General features: G+C 38.0%; 14 protein-coding genes and 1 pseudogene. 8 read left to right on the forward strand and 7 right to left on the reverse strand.

Translation table 11 applies throughout. From position 1 onward, the window contains the following. The first annotated feature begins 2 nt into the window (after nt 1-2). Nucleotides 3-1,031: an ACR3 family arsenite efflux transporter gene (gene arsB, locus GUU89_RS11575; protein ID WP_162128064.1), complete on the forward strand. Its 1,029-nt coding sequence runs from the start codon at nt 3-5 to the stop codon at nt 1,029-1,031. Nucleotides 1,032-1,094: 63 nt separating this feature from the next. Here the strand turns inward: arsB and lpdA are convergent, their stop codons facing one another. Both lpdA and GUU89_RS11585 read right to left on the reverse strand, forming a co-directional pair. Beyond that, nucleotides 1,095-2,498: a dihydrolipoyl dehydrogenase gene (lpdA, locus tag GUU89_RS11580; RefSeq protein WP_162128065.1), complete on the reverse strand. Its 1,404-nt coding sequence runs from the start codon at nt 2,496-2,498 to the stop codon at nt 1,095-1,097. Between the two features lie 389 nt (nt 2,499-2,887). After that, nucleotides 2,888-3,340 (reverse strand): Lrp/AsnC family transcriptional regulator, encoded by a 453-nt coding sequence (locus GUU89_RS11585; RefSeq protein WP_162128066.1) that lies wholly within the window; start codon nt 3,338-3,340, stop codon nt 2,888-2,890. A 215-nt stretch (nt 3,341-3,555) separates the two neighbouring features. On the opposite strand from GUU89_RS11585, the gene GUU89_RS11590 reads away from it, so the two are divergent. Beyond that, nucleotides 3,556-4,779 (forward strand): aminotransferase class I/II-fold pyridoxal phosphate-dependent enzyme, encoded by a 1,224-nt coding sequence (locus GUU89_RS11590; RefSeq protein WP_162128067.1) that lies wholly within the window; start codon nt 3,556-3,558, stop codon nt 4,777-4,779. Between the two features lie 88 nt (nt 4,780-4,867). On the opposite strand, the gene GUU89_RS11595 is transcribed toward GUU89_RS11590, so the two are convergent. The 5 genes and pseudogenes from GUU89_RS11595 to GUU89_RS11615 all read right to left on the reverse strand — a co-directional run bounded on the left by GUU89_RS11595 (nt 4,868) and on the right by GUU89_RS11615 (nt 7,532). Beyond that, nucleotides 4,868-5,362 carry an SRPBCC family protein gene (locus tag GUU89_RS11595; RefSeq protein WP_162128068.1) on the reverse strand — a complete coding sequence of 165 codons (495 nt, stop codon included), beginning with the start codon at nt 5,360-5,362 and terminating at the stop codon, nt 4,868-4,870. Nucleotides 5,363-5,370: 8 nt separating this feature from the next. After that, nucleotides 5,371-5,820 carry an SRPBCC family protein gene (locus GUU89_RS11600; protein WP_162128069.1) on the reverse strand — a complete coding sequence of 150 codons (450 nt, stop codon included), beginning with the start codon at nt 5,818-5,820 and terminating at the stop codon, nt 5,371-5,373. A gap of 4 nt (nt 5,821-5,824) precedes the next feature. After that, entirely contained in the window at nt 5,825-6,754 is a 930-nt protein-coding gene (locus GUU89_RS14805; RefSeq protein WP_202924453.1) for an SRPBCC domain-containing protein, read from the reverse strand. A 1-nt stretch (nt 6,755) separates the two neighbouring features. Next, nucleotides 6,756-7,219: pseudogene (locus tag GUU89_RS11610) on the reverse strand (SRPBCC family protein). Next, nucleotides 7,200-7,532, reverse strand: coding sequence for an ArsR/SmtB family transcription factor (locus GUU89_RS11615; protein ID WP_162128070.1), 333 nt, complete (start codon nt 7,530-7,532; stop codon nt 7,200-7,202). Before GUU89_RS11615 ends, GUU89_RS11610 begins: the two are co-directional and overlap by 20 nt. 712 nt (nt 7,533-8,244) lie before the next feature. Between GUU89_RS11615 and GUU89_RS11620 the strand changes: the two genes are divergently transcribed. The 6 genes from GUU89_RS11620 (at nt 8,245) to GUU89_RS11645 (ending at nt 13,351) form a co-directional block, all read left to right on the forward strand. After that, nucleotides 8,245-8,382, forward strand: a complete 138-nt coding sequence (locus GUU89_RS11620; RefSeq protein ID WP_162126030.1) for a hypothetical protein — start codon at nt 8,245-8,247, stop codon at nt 8,380-8,382. A 264-nt stretch (nt 8,383-8,646) separates the two neighbouring features. Further along, nucleotides 8,647-8,919, forward strand: coding sequence for a DUF4242 domain-containing protein (locus GUU89_RS11625; protein ID WP_162128071.1), 273 nt, complete (start codon nt 8,647-8,649; stop codon nt 8,917-8,919). Between the two features lie 75 nt (nt 8,920-8,994). Beyond that, on the forward strand, nt 8,995-9,450 hold the full coding sequence (locus GUU89_RS11630; RefSeq protein WP_162128072.1) for a GNAT family N-acetyltransferase: 456 nt from the start codon (nt 8,995-8,997) through the stop codon (nt 9,448-9,450). A 49-nt stretch (nt 9,451-9,499) separates the two neighbouring features. Beyond that, on the forward strand, nt 9,500-10,462 hold the full coding sequence (locus GUU89_RS11635; RefSeq protein WP_162128073.1) for a YitT family protein: 963 nt from the start codon (nt 9,500-9,502) through the stop codon (nt 10,460-10,462). Between the two features lie 90 nt (nt 10,463-10,552). Beyond that, the gene (locus tag GUU89_RS11640) at nt 10,553-12,595 is read left to right on the forward strand and encodes a DUF7619 domain-containing protein (RefSeq protein ID WP_162128074.1); all 2,043 of its coding nucleotides are present in this window, start codon (nt 10,553-10,555) and stop codon (nt 12,593-12,595) included. A gap of 162 nt (nt 12,596-12,757) precedes the next feature. Continuing rightward, complete coding sequence (locus GUU89_RS11645) at nt 12,758-13,351, forward strand: SNARE-associated domain-containing protein (RefSeq protein ID WP_162128075.1); 594 nt, start codon at nt 12,758-12,760, stop codon at nt 13,349-13,351. The last annotated feature ends 123 nt before the right edge of the window (nt 13,352-13,474 follow it).

Genomic DNA, 13,474 nt, shown 5'->3' on the forward strand with positions numbered 1-13,474 from the left:
AAATGAGTACACGTAAGCGCTTAACCTTTCTCGATAATTATTTGACCCTTTGGATATTTTTGGCCATGACTCTGGGCGTAGCAATCGGTTATTTTATTCCGGCTATACCCAAAACGTTCAATGGTTTATCTTCCGGAACCACAAACATTCCTTTAGCTATCGGGTTAATCCTGATGATGTATCCGCCTTTGACTAAAGTCGATTTTTCTAAAATACCCTTAATGCTTCAAAAGCCCAAACTCCTGATTACCTCTTTTTTGATTACCTGGATAGTGGGGCCTTTTTTAATGTTTGCTTTATCACTATTGTTTCTGAAAGATTTTCCGGAGTATATGACCGGTTTAATCATCATCGGTTTGGCACCTTGTATTGCCATGGTGATTGTTTGGAACGAATTGGCCGAAGGCAACCGTGAATTAACAGCAGGGTTAGTTGGAATTAACAGCTTACTGCAGGTATTCTTCTTTGGTCTGTATGCCTATTTCTATTTAGAAATCATGTTGCCTTTATTTGGTGTCAAAGGCTTAGCCCTAAATATTACTATTGCTCAAATTGCGACTACCGTTGGGATTTATCTCGGAATTCCGTTTGTATTGGCTGTCATCAGTCGGTACAGTATTAGGAAATTTTTGGGTGACCGATGGTTTAACCAAACCTTTATTCCCTTTGTATCTCCCATCACGCTGATGGCTTTATTGTTCACCATCGTGGTAATGTTCAGCCTGAAAGGTGCCATGATAGTCGATTTGCCTTTGGATGTTCTCAGGGTCGCTGTGCCGTTAGTTATTTTCTTTGCTATCATGTTCTTTCTGATGTTTTTTATGTCCAAAAAAATTGGAGCCGATTATCGAGATGCTGTAGCTTTATCTTTTACCGCTTCGGGCAATAATTTCGAATTGGCTATAGCGGTTTCTATAGGTGTTTTTGGGATTAACAGCGGACAAGCTTTTGCCGGAGTCATAGGGCCTTTGGTGGAAGTTCCGGCATTAATTCTGTTAGTGAAAGTGGCTTTTTGGTTAAAGAAAAAGTAGTATAAATAAAAAACCGCTCCTGTAAAAGAAGCGGCTTACTATAAATTTAATAATCTGATAATATTACACGTGCAAAGCTCTGTTATCTGTAGCGGCCAAGGCAGCTTCTTTCACGGCTTCTGCAAAAGTTGGGTGGGCATGTGACATACGAGAGATATCTTCGGCACTGGCTCTGAATTCCATAGCCGTTACGGCTTCCGCAATTAAATCAGCACAACGGGCACCAATCATATGGATTCCCAAAACTTCATCGGTTTTAGCATCGGCTAATATTTTTACAAAACCATCATTATCGGCACTGGCACGCGCTCTTCCTAAAGCTTTGAAAGGGAAACTTCCGGCTTTGTAAGCTACTCCGGCTTCTTTTAGTTGCTCTTCGGTTTTACCTACAGCGGCTACTTCAGGCCAAGTATAAACAACTCCCGGAATTAAATTATAATCAATATGTGGTTTTTGTCCGGCCAAAATTTCGGCCACCAAAGTTCCTTCTTCTTCGGCTTTATGAGCCAGCATGGCACCACGTACTACGTCACCAATAGCGTAAATGTTAGGCACATTGGTTTGTAAGTGGTCATTAACTTCAACCATACCGCGGTCAGTAAGTTTTACGCCTGCTTTATCTGCGGCTAATCCGTCAGTATAAGGACGACGTCCTACGGCTACTAAGCAATAATCACCGTCAAAAGTTACCGTATTTCCTTTGGCATCATCGGCTTGTACAGTTACGTTTTTGCCTTTTCTTTCTACCGATTTCACTTTGTGTGACGTGTAGAATTTCATGCCTTGTTTTTTCAACACTTTGGTTAATTCTTTAGATAAACCGGCATCCATACCCGGAATGATACGGTCTAAAAACTCAACCACCGAAACCTGTGCGCCTAATCTAAGGTACACTTGTCCCAATTCGATTCCGATAACCCCACCACCAATGATGATTAAGTGTTTCGGCACTTCAGGCAATTTCAATGCTTCGGTAGAGGTGATGATTCTTTCTTTATCTAATTTGATAAAAGGCAAGGCAGACGGTTTTGAACCGGTAGCAATTACTATGTTTTTACCTTCGATTACTTCTGAAGTACCATCGGCTTTAGTTACTTTTACGTGAGTAGCGTCTTCAAACGAACCCAATCCTTCAAAAACGGTAATTTTGTTTTTATCCATTAAAAACTTAACACCGCCCGAAGTCTGATCGACAACGGCTTGTTTGCGGGCAATCATTTTTTCTAAATTAACCTTTACGTTACCCGATACCTCGATACCGTGATCAGCAAAGTGCTGCAATTCTTCATAATGGTGAGAAGAAGCTAACAACGCTTTAGAGGGAATACAACCTACGTTAAGGCAAGTACCTCCCAGAGTAGAATATTTTTCTATAATGGCGGTTTTGAAACCTAATTGGGCACAACGGATGGCCGAAACATATCCGCCGGGACCCGAACCTATGATGACTACGTCAAATGAACTCATAATATTGTTAAGATTTGTGTGTTTTTCTTTTGTGGCACAAAACTACAAATTTTATCGTTATGTTAATTTCATATGACAGGCAATTTTTAAGGGATTAAAACGGAATGTTGTGGCAGTAGCTTAACAGGATTTAAAGCCGACCAAATGAAATAAAAACTTCAAATTTCCGACTTTTGACTACTTATGACTTGTTATGACTGTGAATGATAGCTAATGCTATTTACTGACTGCTACTGACTGCTCAATCGTCCATAAGAAATACTTTGTTCGGGTGTTGTTCGGGTTTTGCTCCTAATTTGTTCGCAAAATGGGTGTTTTTTGCGAACAACACCCGAACAACACCCGAACAAAGTCATGTTGAAAAATAGCTTTTTGAAGTAATTTTCCGCTTAAAAAGAGAATGCGGTGGTGTTTTTTACTTCGCCAATCATAAAAGTACTATGGGTACTGCCAATATGCTGCAGTGTGGTTAGCTTGGTGACCATAAATTCACGGTACTCTTCCATGTCTTTGACACATACTTTTAAAATATAATCATAATCACCGCTCACATGGAAACACTCTAAAACCTCTTCCAGCTTTACTACCTGACGCTCAAAATGGGTCAAGAATTCTTTGGAGTGCTGAATTAATTTGATGTGACAAAATACTACAAAACCTTTGTTGATTTTGTTGCGATTAAGCAATACCACATAGTTATCTATTATGCCCTCACGCTCTAACTTTTTAATCCGCTCGTAAACGGCAGTGACCGATAAGCTTAGTTTTGCCGATAGTTGCTTGGTGGTTTGCTTAGCGTCTTGTTGCAGTAGGGTAAGGAGTTTTTTGTCGGTAGCGTCCATGGGTTAATTAGGAATTACGAATTGCGAATTATGAATTACGAAGGGTTGATTTTAGTTTTTTAAACTGAAAAAACAGCGTTATGATTTCAAATATAGAAATTATTACTAGTAATATAGTTAATTATAGATTTTAAATCTGTATTATTCTCTAAATATTGATTAATAGTCAGGATATGGTGAAATTTGTATTACAACAAACTACAATCATTTAAACTATGAATACCACGCCTCAAACTTTAGTTGATTTTAACCCTGCCGATAAGATACAGGACTTACAGTATTTCGGTGAATTTGGAGGAGTGAATCCTTCTATCTCTGATAGTTCTACCTATACCTTTCTTTCGGCCAAAACCATGTTTGACACTTTTGAAGGCAATGCCGAAGGCTGCTATTTGTATTCGCGTCATTCCTCGCCTATGAATTTGTACTTAGGCCAAGCCTTAGCTGCCATGGAAGGTACGGAAAGCGCCAATGTCGCTGCCTCGGGTATGGGAGCTATAACGCCGGTTTTAATGCAATTGTGCAGTGCCGGTGACGAAATTGTATCTAGCCGTACTATATATGGCGGGACTTATGCCTTTATGAAAAACATGTTACCGAAATGGAATATCAAAACCCATTTTGTTGACATCACCAAATTAGATATAGTAGAAGCCGCTATCACACCCAATACCAAAGTATTGTATTGTGAAACGGTTAGCAACCCTTTGCTGGAAGTAGCCGATATTGAAGCCTTAGCCGTTATTGCCAAACGCTATGGTATTAAGTTAGTTGTTGATAATACTTTTTCTCCACTATCGGTTGCTCCGGCAAAATTGGGGGCTGATGTTGTTATACACAGTTTGACCAAGTTTATCAACGGTAGTAGTGATACGGTGGGCGGTGTAGTCTGTGCTTCACAGGAATTTATAAACGATTTAAAGAATGTGAACAATGGTGCCAGTATGCTTTTGGGACCTACTATGGACAGTTTGAGAGCTTCAAGCATCTTGAAAAACCTTCGTACCCTGCATATCAGAATGAAACAACACAGTCATAACGCTATGTATTTGGCTCAGCAGTTCGAAAAAGACGGTTTAAAAATTGTTTATCCGGGCTTGCCAAGCCATCCGAGTCATAAGTTGTACGCCGGTATGATTAATCCGGAATATGGTTTTGGCGGTATGATGACTATGGATGTGGGAACGTTAGACAAAGCCAACGAACTGATGGAGTTGATGCAACACCGTAACTTAGGCTATCTCGCCGTAAGCTTAGGCTTTTATAAAACATTGTTTAGTGCTCCGGGGACTTCCACTTCTTCCGAAATTCCGTTAGAAGAACAAAAGGAAATGGGATTGACTGATGGGTTAATCCGTTTTTCTATCGGGTTAGATAATGATATAGAACGCACCTATCAAATGATGAAACAGTGCATGACCGAATTGAACATGTTATAATTAGTACGCTTAACTTGTTTTTAAAAATCCGCTATAGAAAACTCTTTAGCGGATTTTTTATTGGTAATTGATTGATGATTGTTGCTTTTTATTTCTTCGACAAATAAGCTTCTAATTGTTTAAACGTACCACTAAATCCTTGCTCCATGCTGGCTGTCAGATCAACAAAGGCAGTTACTTGTTCCTCAGTGGCATTTATGGGATGCGCTTTTAGCGTCAGTTTTGTAATGCCATTATGCTCTTCAAAAGTCAGTTGGTTATACACTTCTAACGGAAAATCAATAGGGAAGGGCGATTTACACACATTTCCTTTTTCATCTGCAAAAGAGCTTACATATTCAATAACATCAGGACTACTGATTTTTTTGTATACAAATAAGCCCCACATTACTTGATTATTGCCTTCTAATTTGTAATGAAATTTGCCATTAGGTTCAAAGGATAAAGTCATTTCGGTAATGGGCATTCCGGCCGGACCCCACCATTGCGCTAACGCTTCAGCCTCACTAAAAGCTTTGAAGACGGTTTCTTTATCGGCTTTAATTTCTCGGGTTAGTATGAATTTTTCTTTACTAAGTTCCATATGTTCTGTTATTTAGTTTGCTTTTCAATATAGTCAGGTAACGAAATGGTAAGGATGTGATTCCAGCCTTTTTCAAAGTTTTCTCTGGCTAATCCCGGCTCTGTTACATCAAATGGTACGGTAAACACATGGCTGAAGTGCAGTTCAGTGTTATTCTCATCAATAGGACGTAATTCCCAAGTTACAACCGAAGTGCCTGAGTATCCAACGTATTCCCAGCTGTGCACCAGTTTTTGATTGGGAATAATTTCGAGCATTACTCCACGGTGTTGCCATTGTTTCCCATCGTTATCGCCGGCGTACCAGTCAAACTGACTGCCCGTTTCCAGTTTCCAATCTTCGGTAAAATCGAAATACCATTGTTTTAAATGTTCTCTGTCGGTAATGACTTTCCAGAGCATTGCTGCGGATGCCTTATAAGTCTTGATTAGACTGAGGCTGTTAGTGGTTTTTTCCATACTGTTATTCTTTAAGTTCTCTATAAGTAAGCATCCAGTTGATGCCGTATTGATCGGTTAAACTGCCATAGTAGGCCTCGAAAAACATATCCTCCAATGGCATGGTGATTTTGCCTCCGGTTGATAGGGCTATAAACAAACGCTGGGTTTCTGCTCTGCTTTCGGGCTCCAAATGGATGTGCATATTGTCGCCTTGCACTAATTTAAAACCCATGCTTTCGGGAGCATCGGTAGCCGTTAGTACATGCCCGCCCATGATTTCGAGTTCTACATGCAGGATTAGTTTTTTCTCTTCTTCCGATAGTGGTGGCATGCCTTCATGGCCTTTTATATCGCCCAATCGTTTAAAGCCATCCCCTAAAAAAGTACCTTGAAACACTTCTTTATAAAAAATAAAAGCTACTTCGGTAGTCCCGGGGAAATTCAAGTAAGTGGTAACCCGGGCTTTCTTTGTTGTTTTTAATTCTTGCTGACGGGCAAACTTGGCTTGTAAGTAGGCTTCCAATTTGGTAACATTTTGTTTTAATCCTTCGGCGGCGTTGAATGTTTTTACGGTTTGAATCAACTCTTCTTTGGTTGGGAAAAGCATTTGCCAGTGCAGTTGGGTTTGATTGCCTTTGCTTTCAAACAGTATGGTTGCGGTAAACTTTGGTCCGGTCTTGTGTTCATAAACCAACTTTTGGTGTACGATGATTTCTTTAAAAATACTTTCGTTTCTGTAATCGGTACCATCAGGGCCGTGCATGATTAAATTCCATTCGCCTTCAGGCTGAATTTGCATTTTGCTTATGGTATTGCTAAATCCGTCCGGTCCCCACCAATTTTTAATATGGTCGGGGTTGGTCCATACTTCCCACACCAATTCTATTGGCGCATTGAGTAGGCGAGAAATGACTATTTCTCTGTCGGTAGTGTCGTTTGTGGTGGTAGTCATCTTATTGAAAATTATTTTTTAAATAGAGTTCTAGACGTTCAACATTTTGCTCTAAGCCTTCTTTGATATTGAATAATCCCATGATACGGGCTAATTCTTCTTGGGTAGGGAATAACATTTGCCAGTACATATGCGTTTGATTGCCTTGTGTTTCAAAGGTTATGGTAGCGGTGAACTCATGCCCGGATAGGTGGTCGTAGGCTATTTTTTTATGCTTTATCACTTCGGTAAAAACACTTTCGTTTTCATAATCGGTTCCGTCCGGGCCGTGCATGACTAAGTTCCATTGACCGCCTTGGTGCAATTCCATTTTAGTAATGGTATTAGAAAACCCATTGGGCCCCACCAATTTTTAATATGTTCTGGGTTGGTCCATGCCTCCCATACATTGGCAATAGGAGCATTCAATAGTTGCGATACTATAATTTCACGATGGACGGTGTTGTTAACTGTTGTGCTCATCATTGTCTTTTTGAAGTTTTTCTAAATAGGTTTCCAAAGCATCTAATTTGTTTTCCCAGAATTGTTTGTACTGTTCTATCCATTGTGATACTTCATTTAATTTTTCGAGTTTAGCAATGCAGTAGCGTTCTCGTCCTTTGTCTTCAATTTCAATTAAACCACATTCGTTTAATATTTTAATATGTTTGGAAATGGCAGGCCGGCTGATGTTGAAGTTTTCGGCTACCGCATTTAGGGTTAAAGTTTGTGCTGCCAATAAACTTAGTATGGTTCTGCGGGTCGGGTCGGCTATCGCCTGAAATACATCTCTTCTCATAGTTTGGGTTTTAATGAGTAACTAATCGGTTACAAATATATACGTAACTATTCGGTTACGCAAATAAATTCAGAATAATTTTTTAAACTTTTATTAGTTAACTAGTAATGATAAGGGATGAGCGCAGATGAAAGCTGGCTTAAGTAAGATAGAAGCGGAGTAATTAAAAGGCAAAAGAATAAAGCCAAGACAACGGAAGTAGAGAGCGTTGTGGCTTAGTTAGTTGGGGGAGGAAACGATAAAGTAAAAAGAAAATCAATAGAGCAGTTAGTCTCTGGATTGCTTTCTTAAGTAGTTTTTTAATCCCTTGTCTGTTTTAGTGTTCTGTACGATAAAAAAGAAAATCAGGTTAAAGACCACTAGGCCTATAATCCCCATAACAATCATGTTCATCTATGTTTTGTTTTATTGTGGTTTTTGACATCCCAAATCTATATAAAATTGTTAATAAAAACATAATAAAAAATTAAAATTCTAAATAAATACTTGTCATTTTTTGTTAATTACTGTATTTGTATTTAAATATTAACATAAAATTCTTAGGTTTTATGATAATGTGATTAGTAATTAACAAACCGATCTTTTAATTATTTTTATTCTAACCACTTTAGATTGTTTTTCTCTTTTATAAGTGTTAGTGCAAATAAGTACCTTTCTTATCATGAAATGCCTTTGATTTCTGTTTACCTTTTACTTGCTCACTATTTCAGTTATGCCCTTTACCGATGCTAAAGCAAAATATGCCACAACACAGCAGTCTTTACGCTTATTATCCAAAAATAAAATCAATTTGGCCTTGATTTATGAAAAGGTAATATTAGGATTAGAAGGCTACTTTGCTTATGTATAATACATAACTCGTAATGCTGTTCCGTCTTTATGCTAAATTAAAATGAGATGAAAATGCGCTAGACTAATCGCTGATTTTTATGTGTTTACGTCTTAGGTAAAGGCTAATTACAGCAAGAGTGGTAGTTAAATCGATGTTAGCATAGGGTAATACATCCTAAAATTTAGTAAATTAGTGGCTCTTTAAAACGTGGAGTCCAGAGACCACCTGTAAACGGGGCGTAACCGAAAAGCCATACGATTAGGAAACTAAACTGCATGCCTTATGCCAAAGTATATTATTGAACGGGAAATTCCGGGTGCCGGTGATTTGACACCGGAGCAATTAAAAGGAATTTCACAAACTTCATGTGGGGTCTTAACTAATATGGGGCCTCAGATTCAGTGGGTAGAGAGCTTCGTAACCGGTAATAAAGTTTATTGCGTTTATATTGCTCCCGATGAAAAAATGATACTGGAACACGCCCGACAAGGTGGGTTTCCGGCCAACAGCATCTCAAAAATAACAGCCATTATCAATCCGATAACGGCGGAATAACACCATTTACAAAAGAGGCAAATGAAACGAAAATCGCCCATTTGCCTCTTTTTTATAACCTAATAACTCTACGCTATGATTTTCAGGGAAGCTCAACCTACCGATATAAAGCCAATACAACTAGTTAGAAATGCAGTTACTGAGAACGCCTTGTCTAATCCGGATTTAGTGACCGATGCGGATTGTATGGAGTTTATGTTTGAAAGGGGTAAAGGTTGGGTCTGTGAAATGAACCATCAAATTGTTGGCTTCGCTATAGCCGATTTGAAAGAACACAATATTTGGGCGCTGTTTGTACATCCTAACCATGATAAAAAAGGAATTGGAAAAGTACTGCACAACCTGATGCTTACCTGGTATTTTTTACAAACCAAAGAAACTGTTTGGTTGGGCACGGCGCCGGGCACCCGGGCAGAGGAATTTTACAAAAGAATGGGCTGGCAACCGGCAGGCTGGCATGGTACCAAAGAAGTAAAATTTGAAATGAGTTACCGGCAATGGCAACAAATACAAGCAACAAAAACACTATAGTTTACTATATAACCGTCTAAGAAACCTACTAAGCTAAGCAGTCTAGCCTATGAATTCACTCTGGAAAAAAATAATCCTCAGCACTACACTAAAAACCAAGGAACCCAAAGACTATTCTAACTATGTGTTGGCCAAAGGCTACAGGTTGTTTGTCATCACGGCTCGTCGTCATATCAAAGACTTTATCCTGATTACTATTGGGATTTTCTCAGCTTCCTTTGGTTTCAAAGGTTTTCTGTTAACCAATCATTTTATTGATGGCGGGGCTACAGGTATTTCATTATTAATCTCAGCCATTACCGCTATTCCTTTGTATTTACTGATTATCGGGATTAATATTCCGTTTATTATTTTAGGCTATAGGGTGATGGGCAGGGCTTTTGCTATTAAAACGGCTTTGGCTATAGCCGGACTTTCGACCTGCCTGGCTTTGGTCACTTTTCCGAATGTTACTAACGATAATTTACTGGTGGCTGTGTTTGGCGGTTTTTTTCTCGGAGCCGGTATAGGCTTTGCCGTTAGAGGAGGTGCTGTTATTGATGGTACCGAAGTATTGGCCATCTATCTGAGTCGAAAATTAGGCACTACGATAGGTGATTTTATCATAGTGATAAATGTGCTGATTTTTTCCACAGCGGCTTATTTTTTAGGAATTGAAATTGCGTTATACTCTATGATTACTTATCTGGCAGCCTCTAAAACCTTAGACTTTATTGTTGAAGGTATTGAAGAATACATTGGTGTTACGATTGTATCTTCTTATAGCGAAGAAATCAAACATATGATTGTTAATAAAATGGGAAGAGGCGTAACGGTATACAGTGGTAAGCGTGGCTATGGCAAAAGAGGCGTTAGCAAAGAAGTAGATATTATTTACACTGTAATTACAAGATTAGAACTAAACAAGCTCAACACCGAAATTGAAAAAATAGAATCGAATGCTTTTGTGGTAATGACTAGTGTAAAAGATACCAAAGGCGGCATGATAAAGAAACGTCCGTTGGAACATTAAAGGCTTTAAAAGTTTTTTATAGTTATTTAACGCTGAGTTATTTATCTTACAGTTTATTTTGTAACTTTATGACCTACAAAACATTCGACTATGAAAAACTATTACTCGTTATTGCTGATTTTACTAGTAAGTTTCACTACACAATCCCAAATTGTCATTATTCCGGATGCTAATTTTAAAAATGCATTAGTCAATACTAATTGTGTTGGGAATAGTACTAATGAATATCTTTCTGATGCTGATACAAATGACGATGGTGAAATTCAGGAAAGTGAAGCCGCAATGGTGATTAAACTAAGCGTTTCGAACCAAGGCATTTCAGACCTTACCGGTATTGAGGCTTTTACCAGTTTGCAATCTTTGTCTTGCAACGGAAATTCACTTACCAGTCTAACTTTGAATAATTTCATAAACTTACGAGATTTAGGATGTAGTAACAATAATATCACGAATCTGAGTATTACCAATTGTTTTAATTTATACTCTTTTAATTGCGCATACAATCCTATGACTACTATAGATTTAAGTTCTACTAAGGTGTATAGATTTTATATTGCCAATAACCCTAATTTGACTTATGTCAATATAAAAAATGGATTTCAGACTGACGGTTATTACTCCTTTAAAATGGCTGCAATACCGCCACCGCCACCAAGTACTTTAATAGAATGTCCTAATTTAGCAACTTTTTGTTGTGATGATTTTGAGGTTTATTATGTTACCCATGACCTTAATTTTGGAGAGGGTTTAGATCCTTCGGTTAATGTTAATAGTTACTGTAGTTCACTTCCGGGAGGCAGTTTTAATACTATAACCGGTATTATGGCATCAGATTGTGACGGCGCTAATGTTGGTATACGCAATCAGAAAATAGCGTTTACGGATGGCAGTCAAAACGGTTATGCCTATACGAATTATGCTGGTGGCTATTCTTTTTATACGGGCCCCAATGCCTTAACGGTAACCCCTCAATTGTCAAACCCGGCTTATTTTTCTGTTACCCCGTTGAATTATGTTTTTAATTTTACAGCTTCAGGCCTTACTGAAAATGCTAATTTTTGTCTGACTCCTACTAGTAATCATCCTGATTTAGAGATAATAGCTTATCCCTTGGGCAATTCCCGTCCCGGATTTAATTCGCAATACATGCTGACTATTATAAACAAAGGGAACCAAATTCAATCAGGCACTGTTACGTTTACTTTTGATGGATCCATTTTTGACTACGTAGCATCATTTCCTACTTCAGACAATTTGACATCAAATACGATTTCGTGGAATATTGTTAATTTTGGTCCTAATCAAAGCAAGAACTTACAACTCGTCCTCAATCTTAATTCGCCTCAGGAAACTCCGCCTGTTAACCTTGGTGATATTTTAAGTTTTCAGGCAACTATAACTTCAGCACTGCTTGATGATACTCCCAATGATAATCAAATGGATTTCAATCAAACTGTGGTGGGTTCATTTGATCCAAATGATAAAACGGTTGTGGAAGGAGAAAGCATAAGCATAGCTAAAATAGGAGACTATTTGCATTATGTAGTACGTTTTCAAAACACGGGAACAGATTTAGCCGAACAGATTGTTATAAAAGATATGCTTGATGCTAATTTAGATTGGAGTACTTTAGAAATGGTGGCCAGCAGTCATCCTTATCGAAGTACTTTAACCTCTGGTAATAAATTTGAAGTATTTTATGATGGTATTAATTTACCACCTTCAGCAACAGATGAGGAGGGAAGTCATGGGTATATAGCTTTCAAAATTAAGCCAAAAAGCACAATAGTTATTGGTGATGTCATAGCCAACACCGCTAATATTTATTTTGATTTTAATTTCCCGATTGTAACCAATACAGTTACTACATCGGTTGTAGCTTTGGGAACTCCGTCTTTCAATCAAGGGAAATTAGTTACGGTTTATCCTAATCCGGTTAGTGACCAATTGCAACTTTCAGTGGCTGCAGGTATTACCGTTAAATCAGTGACCGTTTATAATGCATTAGGACAAAAAGTAATTATGGTTAATAATCAAACGATCATTACTATGAACGGCTTAGCCAAAGGTGCTTATTTTGTTGCGGTTGAAACCGATAAAGGAAAAACAATACAGAAGGTTATAAAACTATAAAAAGTAATACTTGATGTTTTGCTGCAAACTTATACTAAAATCCCGGTGACCCGGGATTCTTTGTTTATAGAGCATAATAACTTTAAAATAATTGCTTTTCTTTTCTATTGAAATCGAAGAATTGCTTATCTTACATAGTGTTTAGAATTTAAAAAATCACCTATGGAATGGCAATATGTTTTGGTTTTTTTGGGTGCCTTTCTGTTTGATGTAGTACCCTTTCCTTTTCCTCCGGCCTTTACTGTAATGGTCTTTCTCCAAATTTATTTTAAGTTGAATATTTGGTTGGTCATCATTATTGGAGTATTTGGGTCAATATTGGGTCGCTATGTGTTAACCTGTTACATTCCTTATTTGGCCGGTAATTTGTTCATGCCCGATAAAAACGAAGATGTACAGTATTTAGGCAAAGTATTAAAACAAAAAGGATGGAAAAGTCAATTGGTAATTGTTGCTTATTCCTTGCTGCCTTTACCCACTACACCACTTTTTGTTGCTGCGGGAATGGCCAAAATGCGACCAATTTATATCATACCGGCCTTCTTTATAGGGAAGTTCACCAGTGATGCTTTATTGGTACACTTGGGCAAATATGGTACTGAGAATACCGAAAAAATATTGCACAGTGCGGTTTCATGGCAATCTTTTCTCAGCTTAGCCGTAGGGTTATTGCTTATCAGCGCGTTACTCTTTATTGATTGGCGTTCTCTGATACAAAGAAAAGAATTCAAACTAAATTTCAGAATCTGGAAGTAAGTACGATAGGGAAGAATACCCTTTTTTAAAATAGCTTTCAAATCTGAATTATTCAATTTACAGATAGTTGTTTCTGTGATAAAAAATAATGATTTGCACTACCAACTATAGTTTTTATCTATT

Source organism: Flavobacterium phycosphaerae (genome assembly GCF_010119235.1).
Taxonomy (GTDB): domain Bacteria; phylum Bacteroidota; class Bacteroidia; order Flavobacteriales; family Flavobacteriaceae; genus Flavobacterium; species Flavobacterium phycosphaerae.